19 protein-coding genes are annotated in these 17,482 nt (G+C 68.3%); all 19 read left to right on the top strand.

The window, feature by feature from the left end:
• Positions 1 to 18: 18 nt before the first annotated feature.
• Complete coding sequence (locus NR101_RS18430; RefSeq protein ID WP_256777359.1) at positions 19 to 753, top strand: beta-ketoacyl synthase chain length factor; 735 nt, start codon at positions 19 to 21, stop codon at positions 751 to 753.
• Complete coding sequence (locus NR101_RS18425) at positions 746 to 1,549, top strand: lysophospholipid acyltransferase family protein (protein WP_256777358.1); 804 nt, start codon at positions 746 to 748, stop codon at positions 1,547 to 1,549. The genes NR101_RS18430 and NR101_RS18425 overlap by 8 nt, the downstream gene beginning before the upstream one ends.
• Complete coding sequence (locus tag NR101_RS18420) at positions 1,536 to 1,796, top strand: phosphopantetheine-binding protein (protein ID WP_228886160.1); 261 nt, start codon at positions 1,536 to 1,538, stop codon at positions 1,794 to 1,796. The genes NR101_RS18425 and NR101_RS18420 overlap by 14 nt, the downstream gene beginning before the upstream one ends.
• A 19-nt stretch (positions 1,797 to 1,815) precedes the next feature.
• Positions 1,816 to 2,073, top strand: a complete 258-nt coding sequence (locus NR101_RS18415) for an acyl carrier protein (protein ID WP_256777357.1) — start codon at positions 1,816 to 1,818, stop codon at positions 2,071 to 2,073.
• Between the two features lie 22 nt (positions 2,074 to 2,095).
• Entirely contained in the window at positions 2,096 to 2,647 is a 552-nt protein-coding gene (locus tag NR101_RS18410; protein WP_256777760.1) for a hypothetical protein, read from the top strand.
• Positions 2,640 to 4,325 (top strand): AMP-binding protein, encoded by a 1,686-nt coding sequence (locus tag NR101_RS18405; RefSeq protein ID WP_256777355.1) that lies wholly within the window; start codon positions 2,640 to 2,642, stop codon positions 4,323 to 4,325. The genes NR101_RS18410 and NR101_RS18405 overlap by 8 nt, the downstream gene beginning before the upstream one ends.
• Positions 4,318 to 5,106, top strand: a complete 789-nt coding sequence (locus NR101_RS18400) for a glycosyltransferase family 2 protein (protein WP_256777354.1) — start codon at positions 4,318 to 4,320, stop codon at positions 5,104 to 5,106. Before NR101_RS18405 ends, NR101_RS18400 begins: the two co-directional genes overlap by 8 nt.
• The gene (locus tag NR101_RS18395) at positions 5,103 to 6,050 is read left to right on the top strand and encodes an acyltransferase (protein WP_256777353.1); all 948 of its coding nucleotides are present in this window, start codon (positions 5,103 to 5,105) and stop codon (positions 6,048 to 6,050) included. Before NR101_RS18400 ends, NR101_RS18395 begins: the two co-directional genes overlap by 4 nt.
• On the top strand, positions 6,040 to 7,587 hold the full coding sequence (locus NR101_RS18390; RefSeq protein WP_256777352.1) for an aromatic amino acid ammonia-lyase: 1,548 nt from the start codon (positions 6,040 to 6,042) through the stop codon (positions 7,585 to 7,587). Before NR101_RS18395 ends, NR101_RS18390 begins: the two co-directional genes overlap by 11 nt.
• On the top strand, positions 7,574 to 7,996 hold the full coding sequence (locus NR101_RS18385; protein ID WP_256777351.1) for an acyl-CoA thioesterase: 423 nt from the start codon (positions 7,574 to 7,576) through the stop codon (positions 7,994 to 7,996). Before NR101_RS18390 ends, NR101_RS18385 begins: the two co-directional genes overlap by 14 nt.
• Positions 7,993 to 8,622 carry an outer membrane lipoprotein carrier protein LolA gene (locus NR101_RS18380; protein ID WP_256777350.1) on the top strand — a complete coding sequence of 210 codons (630 nt, stop codon included), beginning with the start codon at positions 7,993 to 7,995 and terminating at the stop codon, positions 8,620 to 8,622. The genes NR101_RS18385 and NR101_RS18380 overlap by 4 nt, the downstream gene beginning before the upstream one ends.
• On the top strand, positions 8,600 to 10,984 hold the full coding sequence (locus NR101_RS18375) for an MMPL family transporter (RefSeq protein ID WP_256777759.1): 2,385 nt from the start codon (positions 8,600 to 8,602) through the stop codon (positions 10,982 to 10,984). Before NR101_RS18380 ends, NR101_RS18375 begins: the two co-directional genes overlap by 23 nt.
• A 52-nt stretch (positions 10,985 to 11,036) precedes the next feature.
• On the top strand, positions 11,037 to 12,278 hold the full coding sequence (locus NR101_RS18370; RefSeq protein ID WP_256777348.1) for an NAD(P)/FAD-dependent oxidoreductase: 1,242 nt from the start codon (positions 11,037 to 11,039) through the stop codon (positions 12,276 to 12,278).
• Positions 12,266 to 12,808 (top strand): DUF3261 domain-containing protein, encoded by a 543-nt coding sequence (locus tag NR101_RS18365; protein ID WP_256777347.1) that lies wholly within the window; start codon positions 12,266 to 12,268, stop codon positions 12,806 to 12,808. The genes NR101_RS18370 and NR101_RS18365 overlap by 13 nt, the downstream gene beginning before the upstream one ends.
• The gene (locus tag NR101_RS18360) at positions 12,805 to 13,998 is read left to right on the top strand and encodes a beta-ketoacyl-[acyl-carrier-protein] synthase family protein (protein ID WP_256777346.1); all 1,194 of its coding nucleotides are present in this window, start codon (positions 12,805 to 12,807) and stop codon (positions 13,996 to 13,998) included. The genes NR101_RS18365 and NR101_RS18360 overlap by 4 nt, the downstream gene beginning before the upstream one ends.
• A complete protein-coding gene (locus tag NR101_RS18355; protein WP_256777758.1) occupies positions 13,995 to 14,456 on the top strand; it encodes a hypothetical protein in 462 nt (153 codons plus the stop codon). The genes NR101_RS18360 and NR101_RS18355 overlap by 4 nt, the downstream gene beginning before the upstream one ends.
• Entirely contained in the window at positions 14,453 to 15,184 is a 732-nt protein-coding gene (gene fabG / locus NR101_RS18350; RefSeq protein WP_256777344.1) for a 3-oxoacyl-ACP reductase FabG, read from the top strand. The genes NR101_RS18355 and fabG overlap by 4 nt, the downstream gene beginning before the upstream one ends.
• Positions 15,184 to 16,425 carry a beta-ketoacyl-ACP synthase gene (locus tag NR101_RS18345; protein ID WP_256777343.1) on the top strand — a complete coding sequence of 414 codons (1,242 nt, stop codon included), beginning with the start codon at positions 15,184 to 15,186 and terminating at the stop codon, positions 16,423 to 16,425. Before fabG ends, NR101_RS18345 begins: the two co-directional genes overlap by 1 nt.
• Before the next feature lie 70 nt (positions 16,426 to 16,495).
• A complete protein-coding gene (locus NR101_RS18340) occupies positions 16,496 to 16,933 on the top strand; it encodes an excinuclease ATPase subunit (protein WP_256777342.1) in 438 nt (145 codons plus the stop codon).
• The last annotated feature ends 549 nt before the right edge of the window (positions 16,934 to 17,482 follow it).

Here is a 17,482-nt window from a genome sequence, read left to right as displayed (position 1 = left end):
ATCAACATGTTGGCGTGAATGATCGAGTTTTCAGTGGTGGATTGGTCGGCCTGGGCACCGGGCCTGACCTCGAAGGAAGCCTGGCAGGCCTGGTCGCAGGCACCGGCATTGCCGCAGGGCGATGACACCCCGGCGTTGTCCGAAGTGCCCGCCATGCAGCGCCGGCGCATCGAGCGGCTCGGGCGCATGGCCATCCAGGCGGCCTGCTGGTGCGAGCAACCCGATGACGGTGGCCAGGTGCCGCTGGTGTTTGCTTCCCGGCATGGCGATGTCGCCCGATCGATGGAGCTTCTGGACAACCTGTGTGCCGATAACGGGATGTCCCCGACCGCCTTCGGCCTGTCGGTGCACAACGCCGTGGCCGCGCTGTACTCCATCGCCCGCGGCCACCGCGGCAACTACCTGGCCCTGGCCGCCGGCCGGGCCACGGTCGAGACGGCCTGCGTGGAGGCATATGGCCTGCTGGCCGACGGCGCCCCGGAAGTGCGCGTGGTCATCTACGAATCGCAGTTGCCACCGGTCTACGCCGGCTTCGCCGACGAGCCGGACCCGTACTACGCTTGGTGCTGGCGCCTGGCCAGGGCCGACCGTCCCGGCGCCCGGCTGTCGCTGAACTGGAGCGCTGCCGACGCCGACAGCCCGGCCGCCGCGCTACCGCACGGCCTGGAGGCGATGCGCTTCCTGCTTGCCGGCGATGCGAGCCTGCAGCTGGCCGCCGACGGCCAGCAGTGGACCTGGCAGCGCCATGGCTGAGCGCTGGCCGGCCCGTCTGAATCATGCCTGGCGCGTGTTCGGCACCGGCGTCAGCTTTGCCGTGTTCGGTCTGGGCGGCCTGCTGCTGGGCGGGGTGCTGTTCCCGCTGCTGTTCCTGGTCCGCAACCCGCTCCGGCGCCGCGCACTGGCCCGGCGCCTGGTCCAGCTCAGCTTCGCCAGCCACGTCGGCCTGATGCACCGTCTGGGGGTGATGACCTATGAAATCCGGGGGGCCGAGCGCCTGCAGCGCACTGGGCTGCTGATCCTGGCCAACCATCCCACCCTGATCGACGTGGTCCTGCTGATCGCCCAGCTCCCCAACGCCGACTGCGTGGTCAAGCGGGCCGTGGCCTGCAACCCGTTCATGCGCGGCCCGGTGCGGGCGGCCGGCTACGTCTCCAACGACGACGGCGCCGGGCTGATCGACGACTGCATCGCCGCCGTCCAGGCGGGCGGCAACCTGGTGATCTTCCCCGAGGGCACCCGCACGGTCCCCGGCCAGCCGCTGCGGCTGCAGCGCGGGGCGGCCAACATCGCCGTGCGCGGCCGGCTGGACATAACCCCGGTCAGGATCACCTGTACCCCGCCTACCCTGACCAAGGGCCAGAAATGGTATCGTGTGCCATCACGGCGTTTTCACGTTCAGCTGGAAGTCGGGGAAGATCTCCCGATCGCCCCCTTTCTGGTCGTAGCCGGCGACACGCCCAGGGGGGATGCCTTGGCGGCCCGACGCGTGACCGATCATCTTGCCCATTACTTTGACTTCGCTGGAGAACCGAGCCGTGCAGGCACTTGAGCACGAGATCAAGGAATTGATCATTTCATCGCTTTCACTGGAAGACATCACTCCCGAAGACATCGATCCGGCAGCACCCCTGTTTGTTGAGGGACTGGGCCTGGATTCGATTGACGCGCTTGAACTTGGTTTGGCCCTGCAGAAAAAGTACGGTGTCAGCCTGTCCGCGGATTCGGAAGAGACCCGTCGCCATTTCTCCAGCGTGCGTGCCCTGAGCGAGTTTGTCGCCGCACGCCAGCCGTCGTAACGGCGCGTCAGGATTTGCCATGACCAAGAACGAACTTTTCGATCGCATCGTCAAGATCCTCAAGGACAGCTTTGAGATCGAGCCGACGCGCATCACCCCCCAGGCCCGTCTGTACGACGACCTGGACATCGACAGCATCGACGCGGTCGACCTGATCGTGCAGCTCAAGCCGTTGCTCGGCCGCAACCTGCAGCCGGAGGCATTCAAGTCGGTGCGCACCGTGCAGGACATCGTCGACGTGGTGCACGGGCTGTTGCCCGGTCAAGCAGCCGCCTGACGGCTGCCGCAGGACACTGACCATGGTCCGGGTGCGCGTCGCGGCGTTTGCGTTGCTGTCGTTGGCATACCCGCTGGTGGTGTACCTGTCGCTGGGCCGGTTCGAGCCGCGCTGGCTCTCGCTGCTGTTGTTCGGGATGGCCGCGCTGCGCGCGCTGACCACCCGCCAGCCGGTGTGGTGGGTGGCCGCGCTGGGCACCGGCGTGCTGGCGCTGGTGGCCACCGCCTTCAACCAGGCCCTGCCGCTGAAACTGTACCCGGCGCTGGTGAACGCGGTGATGCTGGTGATCTTTGCCACCAGCCTGCGTTTCCCGCCCAGTGCGGTGGAACGCCTGGCGCGGTTGAGCGAACCGGACCTGCCGCCGTTCGCGGTGATCTATCCCCGCCGTGTCACCTGGGTGTGGTGCGGTTTCTTTGTTCTCAACGGAAGTCTGGCCCTGGCCACGGCGCTGTGGGCGTCCAACCAGGTCTGGGCGCTCTACAACGGATTGTTGGCGTACGTGATGATGGGTGCTCTGTTTGGCGGGGAATGGCTGGTGCGGCGACGGGTGAAAGCGGCGCACGCCCATGGCTGACTGGATCGCACTGGACCGGCTGGCAGTGTCGCCCTTGCCCGGCCGCATCGTGGGTGAAGCGGCGCACGGCGCCGTGGGCCATCCCGAATTCAGGCAGCAGGTCCTGCGCTGGCAGCAGGCGTTCGCGCGCGCGCCGGGCAGCGACTGGGCGCTGTATTTTGATGACGCCCTGGCCTTTGCCGCCGCCCTGCTGGGCGCCTGGCATGCCGGCAAGCGCGTGTTCCTCGGGGGCGACAACCTGCCGGCCACGCTGGAAGGGCTGCGCCCGCGCGTGAGCGGTTTTGCCGGTGACGTGCCCGCCGGCCATGCACCGCTGCAGCCGGACGCCGACGTGCGGACCGATGCGCCGCTGCTGCCGCTGGACGAGAACCAGCTGGAACTGGTGGTGTTCACTTCCGGCAGCACCGGCGCGCCAAGTGCGATCGTCAAGCGCATGCGCCAACTGACCCGCGAAGTGGATGCCCTGCAGGCCGCCTTCGGCGAACAGCTGGAAGGTGCGCAGGTGCATGGCACGGTGTCGCACCAGCATATCTATGGGCTGCTGTTCCGCGTGCTGTGGCCGCTGGCGGCCGGGCGCGCGATCCAGCCACGGCGGTTCTTCCACGAAGACCTGGTCAGTGCGCTGGCGCAGCAGCCCTCGGTGCTGGTGGCCACCCCGGCCCACCTCAAACGCCTGCCCGAACAACTCGACTGGTCCTCGCTCCAGGGCCAGCTGCGCGCGGTGTTTTCCTCCGGTGGCCCCTTGCCGGAAGACGCGGCGCTGCAGGTGCGTGCGCTGTTGGGCGTGGCACCGACCGAAGTCTTTGGCAGCAGCGAAACCGGCGGCATCGCCTGGCGCCGTTGGAGCGCCGACCAGCCGCAGTGGCATCCGCTGCCGGGTGTGGCCTGGCGGGTCGACGATGGCTGCCTGTCGGTGCGCTCGCCGCACCTGCACGATGAGGACTGGTGGCAGACCCAGGACCGCGTCGACGCCGATGCCGGGCGCAGCTTCCGCCTGCTCGGGCGTGCCGACCGCATCGTCAAGATCGAAGAGCGGCGGGTGTCGCTGGATGCGCTGGAACAGCAGCTGCGCCTGCATCCACACGTGCAGGACGTACGCGTGCTGGTGCTGCCGGGCGCGCGCGAACAGCTGGCGGCCGTGGTCGTGCCACAGCCGGCCGATGTGGCCGGCTGGGACGATGCGCAGCGCCGCCGCCATGCGCAGGCGCTGGGCGCGCACCTGGCCAGCAGCCACGATGCGGTAACGCGTCCGCGGCGCTGGCGCTTCGTCGACGAACTCCCGCTCAACGCGCAGGGCAAGGTCACCGCTGCGGCGCTGGCGGCGCTGTTCCGGCCGTTGTTCCCGGCGGTGCAGTGGCAACAGCGCGATGCCGACGCCGCGCGCCTGCTGTTGCCGCTGGATGCGGACCTGATCGCCTTTGACGGGCATTTCCCGCAGGCCAAGATCCTGCCAGGCGTGGTCCAGTTGGACTGGGCGATCCACTACGCGCGCGAGGTTTTCGCCATGCCGCCGCGTTTTGCGCGCATGGATGCGCTGAAATTCCAGCACGTGGCCCGGCCCGGCGATTGCCTGCAGCTCACCCTGGGCTGGGATGCGGTCAAATCGGTGCTGAGCTTCCGCTATGTCTCCGACCACGGCGTGCACGCCAGTGGCCGGGTGGTGTTCGGCGATGCATGAAGCCGCGCGACGTGGCAGGCCGGCGGCGCCGTTCACGCCACTGGTGGTGATTCCGGTCTATGACCATGAACACGCCATCGGTGCGGTCGTGCGCGGCGTACTCGCCAGCGGGCTGGCCTGCCTGCTGGTCGACGATGGCTCGCATGCCGGCTGCGCGCAGGTGCTCGATGCACTGGCCGCCGACCCTGCGGGACAGGTGGCACTGCTGCGCCTGCCGGTCAACCAGGGCAAGGGCGGTGCGATGCTGGCCGGGTTCGCCGAGGCGGCCCGGCGCGGGCACAGTCACGTGCTGCAGATCGACGCCGATGGCCAGCACGATCCCACCGACATCCCACGCTTCGTCGCCCTGGCGCGGCAGCATCCCGATGCGGTGATCTGCGGCATTCCCGCCTATGACGACAGCGTGCCCAAGGCGCGGCTGTACGGGCGCTATGCCACCCACATCTGGGTGTGGATCAACACCTTGTCGCTGCAGATCCGCGATTCGATGTGCGGCTTCCGGCTGTATCCGCTGGCACCGGTGACGCGGCTGGTGGGCGAGGAGACCATCGGCCGGCGCATGGATTTCGACAGCGAGATCCTGGTGCGCCTGTTCTGGCGCAACGTGCCGGTGATCAGCCTGTCGACCCGGGTGACCTATCCCAGCGACGGCGTGTCGCATTTCCACGTGTGGCGCGACAACGTCCGCATCAGCCGCATGCACACCCGCCTGTTCTTCGGCATGCTCCGGCGCGCACCGCGGCTGCTGTGGCAGCGTGCTGCCGGAACGCGCGTCGCATGACCGCGCCGGCACCGGCCAACGCGCCGCACTGGGCCGACCTGGGTGAAACCACCTCGGCGGCCGGGGTGCTGTTCCTGTGTTGGGTGCACCGCTGGTTCGGGCGCTGGCCGTTCCGCCTGTGCGTGTACCCGGTGGTGCTGTGCCATTGGCTGGGCAATCGCGTAGCGCGGCAATCCTCGCGGCAGTACCTGCAGCGGCTGCAGGCGCATACCGGCGTGCTCGGCCGCGCGCCGGGGCGCTGGACCAGCCTGAAGCATTTCGCGCTGTTCGCCGACACCCTGCTGGACAAGCTGCTCGGCCTGGGCGGGCGTTATCCGCCCAGCCACCTCCGCCTGCAGCGCGACCTGATGCTGGAAAAGATCGCGCGTCGCGAGGGCGGGTTGATCCTCACCGCGCATATCGGCTGCCTGGAACTGTGCCAGGTGCTGGCCGAACAGGTACCTGGCTTCCGCATCACTGTGCTGGTGCACACCGCGCATGCGCAGCGTTTCAACCGGCTGATGCAGCGGCTGGATCCGCTGGCCTCGGTGGAGCTGATGCAGGTCACCGACATGGGCCCGGCCACGGCGGTGGAGCTGCAGCGGCGGGTCGGCGAGGGCGGCTTTGTGGCCATCGTCGGCGACCGCGTGCCGCTGCGTGGCGGCCGCACCGTGCCCGCGCCGTTCCTCGGCCACGTGGCGCAGTTCCCGATCGGCGCGTATGTGCTGGCCTCCGCGCTGGCCTGCCCGGTCTACACGATGGCGTGCCTGCACGAGGGCAATGGCTACCGCGTGCGCTTCGAGCACTTCAGCGATCGCATCGTGCTGCCCCGTGGCTCGCGCGATGCCGCGCTGACCGCGCAGGCCGAACAGTTTGCCCGTTGGCTTGAAGTACAGGTCACCCAGGCACCCTTGGACTGGTTCAATTTCTTCCCCTTCTGGGATCAGGCATCTCATGGCAAGTAAGTCGTCCCCCATTCGCTTCGGCGATGCACCGCTGACCATCGAAGACGTGGTCGCGCTGTCCCAGCGCAAGGCCGAGGCCGTCGTCACCGATGATCCGGCCTTCACCGCGCGCATCCAGCGCGGCGCCGACTTCCTCGACCGCCTGCTGCGCGAAGATGGCGTCATCTACGGGGTGACCACCGGCTACGGCGATTCGTGCACGGTGAACATTCCGCCGGCGCTGGTGGCCGAGCTGCCGCACCATCTGTTCACCTACCACGGCTGCGGCCTGGGCCGGTTCCTGGATGAAAGCGAGACCCGCGCGGTGATCGCCGCGCGCCTGGCCTCGCTGGTGCGCGGCATGTCCGGGGTCAGCCACCCGCTGCTGCAGGGCCTGGCCACGCTGCTGCGCCATGACGTGCTGCCGCTGATTCCGGCCGAAGGCTCGGTCGGTGCCAGTGGCGACCTCACTCCGCTGTCGTACGTGGCCGCCGTGCTGTGCGGCGAGCGCGAGGTGATGTACCAGGGTGCGCGGCGCGCCGCCGCCGAGGTGCTTGCCGAGATCGGCATGACCCCGCTGCGACTGCGCCCCAAGGAAGGCCTGGCGATCATGAACGGCACGGCGGTGATGACCGCGCTGGCCTGCCTGGCCTATGACCGCGCCGACTACCTGACCCGGCTGGCCACCCGCCTGACCGCCTTCAACGTGTTGGCCAGCGACGGCAACGCGCACCACTTCGATGAAATGCTGTTTGCCGCCAAGCCGCACCCGGGCCAGATGCAGATCGCCGCACGCCTGCGCGAAGACCTGCACAGCGATCGTCCACCGCGCAACGAACAGCGCCTGCAGGACCGTTACTCGCTGCGCTGCGCGCCGCACGTGATCGGGGTGGTCCAGGACGCGCTTCCGTTCTTCCGCCAGTTGATCGAAACCGAACTCAACAGCGCCAACGACAACCCGCTGATCGACGCAGAGGGCGAGCGCATCCTGCACGGCGGACACTTCTACGGTGGCCACATCGCCTTCGCGATGGACGCGCTGAAGAACACCATCGCCAACCTGGCCGACCTGCTCGACCGGCAGATGGCGCTGGTGGTGGACGCGCGCTTCAACCATGGTCTGCCGGCCAACCTGTCGGCCGCCACCGGCGAGCGTGCGGCGATCAACCACGGCCTGAAGGCGCTGCAGATCAGCGTGTCGGCGTGGACCGCCGAGGCGCTCAAGCAGACCATGCCGGCCTCGGTGTTCTCGCGTTCCACCGAATGTCACAACCAGGACAAGGTCAGCATGGGCACCATCGCCGCGCGCGACTGCCTGCGCGTGATCGAACTGACCGAACAGGTCGTCGCCGCGTTGCTGATCACCGCCCGGCAGGGCGTGGCGCTGCGCCAGCGGGCAGGCATGAACGCCACCCTGCATGGCGATCTGGACGTGATGTACCAGGATCTTTGCGCGCGCATCGCCCTGGTCGAGGAAGACCGCGCGCTGGATGGCGAATTGCGCGGCCTGCTCGACGACATCCGCGGCCAGCGCTGGGAGTTGTATGTCCAGTCCTGACCTCAGCATCGAAGTGACGTTGTCGCCGACCTTCCACGACTGCGATCCGATGCACGTGGTGTGGCACGGCAACTACTTCAAATACTTCGAGATCGCGCGCTGCGCGCTGCTGCAGCGCTACAACTACGACTACCCGCAGATGCGCGACTCCGGCTATCTCTGGCCGGTGGTGGACGCGCGGGTGAAGTACATCCGCCCGCTGCTGTACGGGCAGGCGCTGCGCGTGCGCGCCACCATCACCGAGTGGGAAAACCGGCTGAAGATCGTCTACGAGATCCTCGATGCCGACAGCGGCACGGTCCTCACCCGTGCCCACACCATCCAGGTGGCGGTGGACGCGACCACCAATGAAATGCTGTACCTGTGCCCGTCCGTACTGTGGGACCGTCTGGGAGTGGAAGTGAAATGAATGCTGTGCTGCGCACGCTGGTCGTGCTGTTGTCGTTGCTCGTGGCGGTGCCGGCGTTGGCCGCGCCCGCCACTGCCGATGTCGATCTGGTCAAGCAGCGCGTGGCCAAGGTTGGCGTGCTGCATGGGGAGTTCACCCAGGAAAAGCAGGTCGCCGGCTTCAAGAATCCGCTGCGTTCGCAGGGCCGCTTCGTGCTGGCCCAGGACCACGGCGTGATCTGGACCACGCTCAAGCCGTTCCCGTCCGAGGTGGTGGTGACCCGTGACCGCATCCTCAGCCGGCAGCGCGATGGCAGCAGCCGGGTCGAACTGGATGGCCGCCAGCAGCCGGCGATGCGCTCGGTCAACGCGATCATGTTCGCGCTGATGAGCGGCGACGCACAGGCGTTGTCGGCGCAGTTCACGGTCAAGGTCGAGGCGCTGCCCGACAACGGCTGGAAAATGCAGCTCACCCCGCGCTCGGCGATGCTCGGCAAGGTGTTCACCGCGCTTACCCTGAGCGGTGACCGCTACGTGCGGCAGGTGCAGATCACCGAAGCCAACCAGGATGTCACCCGCATCCAGTTCGCCGGCATGAGCGAGACCCCGGCACAGCTGAGCGCCGATGAGGGTCGCAAGTTTGAATGAGTCGCTGCGCAACCGGCTGGGCAATGCCTTGACCCCGAACGGGCGGCTGCAGCGCGTGTGGCGCTGGCTGGCCATCGTCTGGCTGCTGGTGCTGATCGGCCTGGGTGCACAGCAATGGCACCTGTGGAAAAGCCAGTCGCGGATCGACACCGACATCCTGGCGCTGTTGCCGCAGGATGCCAACGACCGGCTGCTGTCCGACGTCACCCGGCGCATCGCCGATGCCAACGCGCGGCAGATCGTGGTGTTGCTGGGCAGCGCCGACGCGGCGCAGACCAAAGCGGCCGAACAGGCCTTCCGCGCCTCGCTGCGCGACAGCGTCGAGGGCAAGGCGCTGCTGGTGGAAAGCGGGTCGATCGAAGGCTGGTTCGAACAGGCGCGCGCCTTTTACGCGCCCTACCGCGACCGTCTGCTCACCAGCGACCAGCGCCAGCGCCTGCAGGCCCAGCCGGTCGATGGGCTGGCCGAATCGGCACTGGCGGCGCTGTACGGCCCGATGGGCGCGCCCCGGCTGACCGAATGGCGGCAGGACCCGCTGTCGCTGTGGCCGCAGTGGTGGCAGGAGCGTGCGCTGGGGTCGGGCCTGCGCGTGGGCGATGACGGCCTCCTTGAAGCCGATGGCAAGCATTGGTCGATCGTGCAGTACGACACGGTCGGCTCGGCGTTCCAGCTCGATGGCGAGCGTCATATCGACACGCTGCTGGATGCGGCGACCGCCGCAGCCGACCGGCAGGCACCCGGGCTGGAGGTACTGCGCGCCGGCGTGCCGCTGCATGCTGAAGCGGCCGCGGTACAGGCCAACCGCGAGATCAACACGATCGGCTGGGGCTCGCTGGCCGCCGTGCTGCTGCTGGTCTGGCTGGCCTTCCGTTCGCTGCGCCCGATCCTGCTGGTGGCCGCCTCGCTGCTGATCGGCTGCGGCGTCGCGCTGGCGGTGACGGTGCTGGTGTTCGGCAAGGTGCACGTGCTGACCCTGGTGTTCGGTGCGTCGCTGGTCGGCGTGGCCGAGGACTACGGCATCCACTGGTTCGCTTCGCGCCAGGCCGAGCCGGCCGACCGCCGCTGGAAGCTGCTGCGCCACCTGCTGCCCGGCCTGTGGCTGGCCCTGCTGACCAGCGCGCTGGCCTACCTGGCGCTGGGCCTGGCCCCGTTCCCCGGCCTGCGCCAGATGGCGCTGTTCTCGGTGGTCGGGCTGGCGGGCGCGTTCCTGACCGTGATCTTCTGGTTCCCCTGGCTGGATGGCGGCGAAATCCGCGCCACCGGCTTCTCGCGCTGGCTGGGCAACACGCTGGAACGCTGGCCGCGCCTGCACGGGCGCAAGGCCGTGCTGTTCCTCGGTGTGGTGGCTGTGTTCTCGGCGGTCGGCATCGCGCGGCTGGGCAGCAATGACGACCTGCGCAGCCTGCAGTCCTCGCCCAAGACCCTGATCGACCAGCAGATCCGCATCAGCCAGATGCTGGGCATGCCCAGCCCGGCGCAGTTCTACCTGGTGCAGGGCGATGACGCCGAACAGGTACTGCAGCGCGAGGAAGCGCTGGTCGAACGCCTGCGCGTGCTGTCCACCAGGAAGCAGATCGGCGGCTACCGCGCGATCAGCGACTGGCTGCCGTCACGCCAGCGCCAGCACGCCGATGCCGCACTCACCGCCAAGGTCGAGCCGCAGGTGCTCGGCAAGGTGGGCCAGGCGGTCGGCGAACCGCTGGTGCGCCCGGATTACGCGGCGCAGGACCTGGACGCCGACGCGTTCCTGGCCTCGCCGGCGGCGATGCCGTTCCGGCATCTGTGGCTGGGCAAGGTCGGTGGCGGACTGGCGTCGGTGGTGATGGTGGACGACCTGTCCCGCACCGATGCCCTGACCTTGCTGGAAGCGCAGGCCGAAGGCATCCCGGGCGTGCGCTGGGTCGATCGCACCGCCGATTTCTCCAAGCTGCTCAAGCACTACCGCAAGCTGATGAGCGTGCTGCTGCTGGTCGGCATCGTGCTGGTATTCGCGGTGCTCTACTGGCGCTACCGCGCCCAGGCGTGGCGCGTGTTCGCCCCGACCCTGGTGGCCGGCGCGCTGACCCTGGCCCTGCTGGGCCTGTTCGGCCAGCCGCTGCAGCTGTTCAATGTGCTGGCGCTGATGCTGCTGCTGGGCATGGGCATCGATTACGGCATCTTCCTGATCGAGCACCGCGGCGATGCCAGTGCGTGGCTGGCGGTGTGCGTGGGCGCGGCCAGTACGTGGCTGTCGTTCGGCCTGCTTGGCCTGTCGGCCACGCCGGCGCTGCGTGCGTTCGGGCTGACCCTGTTGTTCGGCATCGGTCTGGTGTGGATGATCTCGCCGCTGTTCCGGCCGCCGCCGCACGACGCCCCGCAGTGAGTCGCCCGCCTGTCCTTCCTTCTCCCACGTTTTCCTGATCAAGGATGTATCGATGAACCCGCAAGTGGAAACAACCGAGATCCTCGTCATCGGCGCAGGCCCGGCCGGTTCCGTTGCTGCGGCCATGCTGCGCAGGCAGGGTCGTCAGGTGCTGATGCTGGAGCGCCAGCAGTTCCCGCGTTTCTCGATCGGCGAGAGCCTGCTGCCGCAGAGCATGGAGTACATCGAAGCGGCAGGCCTGCTGCAGGATGTGGTGCAGGCCGGGTTCCAGTACAAGAACGGCGCTGCCTTCGTGCGCGGCGAGGCCAGCACCGAATTCGATTTCCGCGACAAGTTCTCGCCCGGTTGGGGCACCACCTACCAGGTACAGCGCGCCGACTTCGATGACGTGCTCGCGCGCGGCGCCGAGCGCATGGGCGCTACGCTGCGCTTCGGCGATGAAGTGCTGTCGGTGCAGCCCGGTCGCCCGGCGCGGGTGCAGGTACGCCGTCCCGATGGCAGCGAGTACACCATCGACGCCGGCTTCATCCTCGATGCCAGTGGTTTCGCGCGCTTGCTGCCGCGCCTGTTGAACCTGGAATCGCCGTCGAACTTCCCGGTGCGCGGGGCGATCTTCTGCCACGTGCGCGACCACATCCCGGCCGGCGCGGGCTTTGACCGCAACAAGATCCTGATCACCACCCATCCCGAACACGTGGACGTGTGGTACTGGACCATCCCCTTCTCCAACGGCTGCTGCTCGCTGGGCGTGGTCGCCGAGCCGAGCTTCTTCGAGAAATACCCCGGTACCGACCTGGAGAAACTGCAGGCGATCGTCGGCGAAGACCCCAACCTGACCCGCCTGCTCAAGAACGCCGAATGGGCGGTGCTGCCGGTGCGCACCATCACCGGTTATTCGGCCAACGTCAGCGCGCTGTGGGGCGAGGGCTATGCGCTGCTCGGCAATGCCGGCGAATTCCTCGACCCGGTGTTTTCCTCCGGCGTCACCATCGCCTTCAAGTCCGCGCAGCTGGCCAGTGACTGCCTGGCCCGCGAACATGCCGGTGAAACCGTGGATTGGGAGCAGGACTTCTCCATCCCGCTGCGCGCCGGGGTGAAGACCTTCCGGCGCTTCGTCGAAGCCTGGTACGCCGGCGGCTTCCAGAAGATCATCTACCACCCCGCCCAGCAGCCCGAACTGCGCCGCATGATCTCCTCGATCCTGGCCGGTTACGCGTGGGACACCAATAATCCGTACGTGGCCGATGCAACCGGTCGCCGCCTGCGGGTGCTGGAGGAACTGTGCACCGTCTGATCGCCTCCCTGCTGCTGTGCCTGCTGCTGGCGTCCTGCGCCAGCACCCGCATGCTGGTGCAGCTGCCGACCCTGCAGTTGGCGCCGTCGGCGCTGCCGCAGCCGCTGCAGTTGCAGCAGCGCCTGCAGTTCCGCTTCGGCACCCACGAACGCGAACTGGATGCGCTGCTCGAGGCCGATGGCAGCCAGGTACGTCTGGCGGTGCAGGCAATGGGCCAGACCGGCGTGCGCATGGTCTGGGACGGCACCACGCTGGAACAGACCCGTGCGCCCTGGCTGCCACCGCAGGTGCGTGGCGAGCGCGTGCTGGACGACCTTCAGTTCGCGCTGTGGCCGGCCGCGGCGATCCGCGCGGCGCTGCCGGCCGGCTGGACGCTGGTGGACTCCGGTGGCGAGCGTCGGTTGGAGCAGGGCGGCAAGGCGTGGTTGCTGTTGGAACCGCTGCCCGATGGCCGGGTGCGCCTGCGCAACCTGGCCGAAGGCTATGAACTGGTGATTGAATCGTTGGACATGGAACAGGCACCGCCGTGAGCAGTAGCAGCCGCGCGATCTATCTGAATGAACTGGGCGTGGTCTGCGCGCTCGGCGGCGACCGCGCGCAGGTGGGTCATGGTCTGTTCGCCGACCAGCCTGGCGGCCTGCGCGACAACGACCAGCTGATCGCCGGGCGCACCCTGGCGCTGGGCGAAGTGGCCACGCCGCTGCCGGACCTGTCCGCGCTGCCGGTGGCGCTGCGCGGGCGCAACAACGCGCTGCTGGAAGCGGCCCTGGTGCAGATCCGCCCGGCGGTGGATGCGGCGATCGCCCGTTACGGCGCGCAGCGCGTGGCGGTGATCATCGGCACCAGTACCTCGGGCATCGGCGAATCGGAAAATGCCCTGCGCTGCCACCGTGACCACGGCCATTGGCCGGACGACTTCCATTACGCCCAACAGGAAATGGGCACCTCGGCGCGTTTCGTGCGCGAGCGCATTGGCAGCAGCGGCCCGGCGTGGACGATCTCCACCGCGTGTTCGTCCAGCGCCAAGGCGCTGATGTCGGCCGCGCGCCTGCTGCGCGCCGGGGTGGTCGATGCGGTCGTCGCCGGCGGCGCCGATTCGCTGTGCCGCTTCACCGTGGCCGGCTTCAGCGCGCTGGAGTCGGTCTCGGCCGCGCGCTGCAATCCGTTTTCGGCCAACCGCAACGGCATCAATATCGGCGAGGGCGCCGCGCTGTTCCTGATGACCGCAGAACCCGGCCCGGTGCGTCTGTCCGGCTGGGGCGAGTCGTCCGACGCGCACCACATGTCCGCCCCCGATCCGCAGGCACGCGGCGCCATCGATGCGATGCAGCAGGCGCTGGACCGCGCCGGGCTGTCGGCCGCACAGGTGGACTATGTCAACCTGCACGGCACCGCCACCGGCCACAACGATGCGATGGAAAGCCAGGCCGTTGCCGCCGTACTGGGCACGCGCGTGCCAGCCAGTTCGACCAAACCGCTGACCGGGCACACCCTGGGCGCGTCCGGGGCGATCGAGGCGGCGCTGTGCTGGATGGTCCTGGCCGACAACCCGCGCCAGCAGCTGCCCACCCACTGGTGGGACGGGCAGGCCGACGCCGCGTTGCCGGCACTGGCCCTGGTCGCGCCGGGCACCCTGGCCGCGCACCCGCCGCAGCATGTGCTCAGCCACTCGTTCGCCTTCGGCGGCAGCAACGCCGTGCTGGCACTGGCACGGGCATGAGCATGCCGCTGCCGCACAACATCGATGACGTGCTCCCGCACCGCGACAGCATGCGCCTGATCGACCGGCTGCTGGACTGGCAGCCCGAGTCGATCGTGGTCGAAGTGGACGTGCCCGCGCATGGCCTGTTCACCACGCCTGAGGGCGTCCCGGCCTGGGTGGGCGTGGAATACATGGCGCAGGCGATCGCGGCCTGGGCCGGGTGCAAGGCGCGCCAGGCCGGACGCGAGCCGTCCATCGGTTTCCTGCTGGGCCCCCGCCGCTACACCGCGCACCAGCCGTACTTCGCGGCGGGCACCTGCCTGCGTGTAGAGGCACAGTGCGAGCTGATGGGCGAAAATGGCCTGGGCATGTTCGCCTGCCGGATCCTGGCAGGTGCTGACGAATTGGCGGTCGCCAACGTTTCCGTGTTTGAACCACGCGATGCGATGGCCTATCTGGAGAGTGGAGAGGCATGACAGGGAATCTGACGGTGCTGGTGACCGGCGCCAGCCGGGGCATCGGCCGCGCCGTGGCGCTGCGGATCGCGCGCGACGGCTTCGACGTGGTGGTGCATTGCCGCAGCCGCATCGAGGAAGCACAGGCGGTGGTCGCCGATATCCAGGCGCTGGGCCGGCAGGCGCGCGTGCTGATGTTCGACGTGTCCGACCGCGATGCCGCGCGTACCGCGCTGGAGGCCGACGTGGAAGCACACGGCGCCTACTACGGGGTGGTGTGCAATGCGGGCATCGCCCGTGACGGCGCTTTCCCGGCGATGCCGGCCGAGGACTGGGACGCGGTGGTGCACACCAACCTGGACAGCTTCTACAACGTGCTGCACCCGCTGGTGATGCCGATGGTGCGGCGGCGCAAGCCGGGCCGCATCGTCACCCTGTCCTCGGTGTCGGGGCTGGTCGGCAACCGTGGCCAGACCAATTACAGTGCGGCCAAGGCCGGCATCATCGGTGCCACCAAGGCGCTGGCACTGGAACTGGCCAGCCGCGCGATCACCGTCAACTGCGTGGCGCCGGGGCTGATCGAGACCGAGATGGTCAACCAGGAAGTGCTCGACCACGCGCTGAAACTCATTCCCGCCGGACGCATGGGTCAGCCGGACGAGGTCGCCCACGCCGTCTCCTTCCTGCTGTCCGAATCGGCCGGCTACATCACCCGCCAGGTGATCTCGGTCAATGGAGGCATGGTCTGATGCGTAGAACCGATCGTCGCGTGGTGGTCACCGGTGCCGCCGCGCTCAGTCCGCTGGGCCACGACTGGCCGAGCATCCGCGAGCGTCTGCACGCCCGCGTCAACGCGGTGCGTTACATCCCCGAGTGGGAAGTCTTCGACGGCCTCAACACCCGCCTGGCCGCGCCGGTACAGGACTATGACCTGCCGGCGCACTACAACCGCAAGACCACCCGCAGCATGGGCAAGGTGGCGGTGATGTCGGTGCGCGCCACCGAGCTGGCGCTGGAAGCGGCCGGCCTGCTCGGCCACCCGGTGCTGCGCAGTGGCATGGCCGGCGTCGCCTACGGGTCGTCCTCGGGCAGCCACGAGGCCACCGCCGAGTTCGGTCGCATGCTCCACGAGCACACCACCGAGGGCATCAGCGCCACCACGTACCTGAAGATGATGAGCCACACCTCGCCGGTCAACATCGGGGTGTTCTTCGGCCTGTCCGGGCGCGTCTACACCACCTCCAGCGCCTGCACCTCGGGCAGCCAGGGCGTGGGCGCCGGCTACGAGGCGATCCGCAGCGGCAAGCAACTGGTGATGGTCACCGGTGGCGCCGAGCAGCTCGATGCGACCGCCGCGGCGGTGTTCGACACGTTGTTTGCCACCAGCGTGCGCAACGATGCGCCGCAGACCACGCCGAGCCCGTTCGATGCCAACCGCGACGGCCTGGTGCTGGGCGAGGGCGCCGGTACGCTGATCCTGGAAGAGCTGGAGCACGCGCAGGCGCGCGGTGCCACGATCCTGGCCGAGGTGGTGGGCTATGGCACCAACAGCGATGGCCAGCACGTCACCCAGCCGAGCGCGGACACGATGGCCCAGGCGATGCGCCTGGCGCTGGAAGATGCGGGCCTGGACGCGGCGCAGATCGGCTACGTCAACGCGCACGGCACCGCCACCGACCACGGCGACATCGCCGAGACCCAGGCTACCGCGCAGGTGTTCGGGCCAGGCATGCCAATCAGTTCCTTGAAGAGCTACGTGGGCCACATGCTCGGTGCCTGCGGCGCGTTCGAGGCCTGGATGACGATCGAGATGATGCGCGAGGGCTGGTTCGCGCCGACCTTGAACCTGCACGCGGTGGACCCGCGCTGCGGCGCGCTGGATTTCATCCAGGGCGAAGGCCGCGCACTGCAGACCGACTATGTCATGAGCAACAATTTCGCCTTCGGCGGGATCAACACGTCGTTGATCTTCCGTCGCTGGCAGGACTGATGTACCCGGCCCGGATCCGGGTCGGTTTCCCACGCACTACCCTGCGCCCCACCAACAAGGAGAAGTTTGAATGCGTCGTTTTGCCCTGATTGCCGCCACCGCGCTGCTCGCCGTCGCCAGCACCGCCCAGGCCCGTGATACCCGTGTCGAACAGTCGCTGCGTGAGCTGGTGAGCTCGCAGGCCGCACGCGATGCCGGGATCGACGGCAGCGTGCGTTTCTACCTGGCCGGCGAGAAGGTCAACGTCCAGCAGCGCTTCGGCGAGGACGTGACCAACAAGAAGACCAACGCGGCCAACAAGAGCGACGAGGAGGCCTGCCGCTGGGTGGCCCTGTCGGCGCTGCGCGCGCTGCAGGACGGCGCCAAGTCGCGCAACGCCAACGCGGTGGTGGACATCGTGAGCTACTACAAGAAGAACGAGTTCAAGAGCGCGACCAACTACGAGTGCTACGCCGGCACCATCATGGCCGGCGTCGCCCTCAAGGGCACCTACGCCAAGGTCAAGTAAGGCCTCCGTGCCACCGCTCTTGTTGAGCGGTGGCCGTGGATCCAGAAGCAACCGCTACAGCTACAGCTACAGCTACAAGCCGCTTTTGCCCTACTACTGTCGCTGGCAGGGCAGGCGTGTGTGGGTTTCCGGGGCACGCCGTAAATCCGTCCATGGAGGCTCGGTGTTGCCATCCATGGCAACACACGGCCCCGGCAACCCACACACGCCCGCCCTTCGACAGGTTCACGGTGTGCAAGGGAAAGCCCAAGCCGAAGCCCAAGGCCTGCTTCGCCAGCACCTACCGCGCGGCCCAAGATCCACCGGTAGTGCCGAGCCATGCTCGGCACCTCTTCCCCACCCAAACGAAGGCTGATGCTCCGGCTCCTGATTGCCCAGACACGCCGACCATTTCCGGAAGGGATGGGGCGGGTGGGTGGCCGGGACCGTCACACGCCATGGATGGCGTGTGCGAGCCTCCAAGGGTGAAGGCGCATGGCCTGCGAGGCACCGCCTCGCATGCGACTGAACGCACAGCCGCCAGCGGCTGGGCCGGGCCGCGGAGCGGGA

Origin of the sequence: Stenotrophomonas sp. Ste86, assembly GCF_024519465.1 — a bacterium.
In the GTDB taxonomy this organism is placed as follows: domain Bacteria; phylum Pseudomonadota; class Gammaproteobacteria; order Xanthomonadales; family Xanthomonadaceae; genus Stenotrophomonas.
Note: the sequence above shows the minus strand (reverse complement) of the source record. Positions and strands in the feature narration are given on the sequence as shown.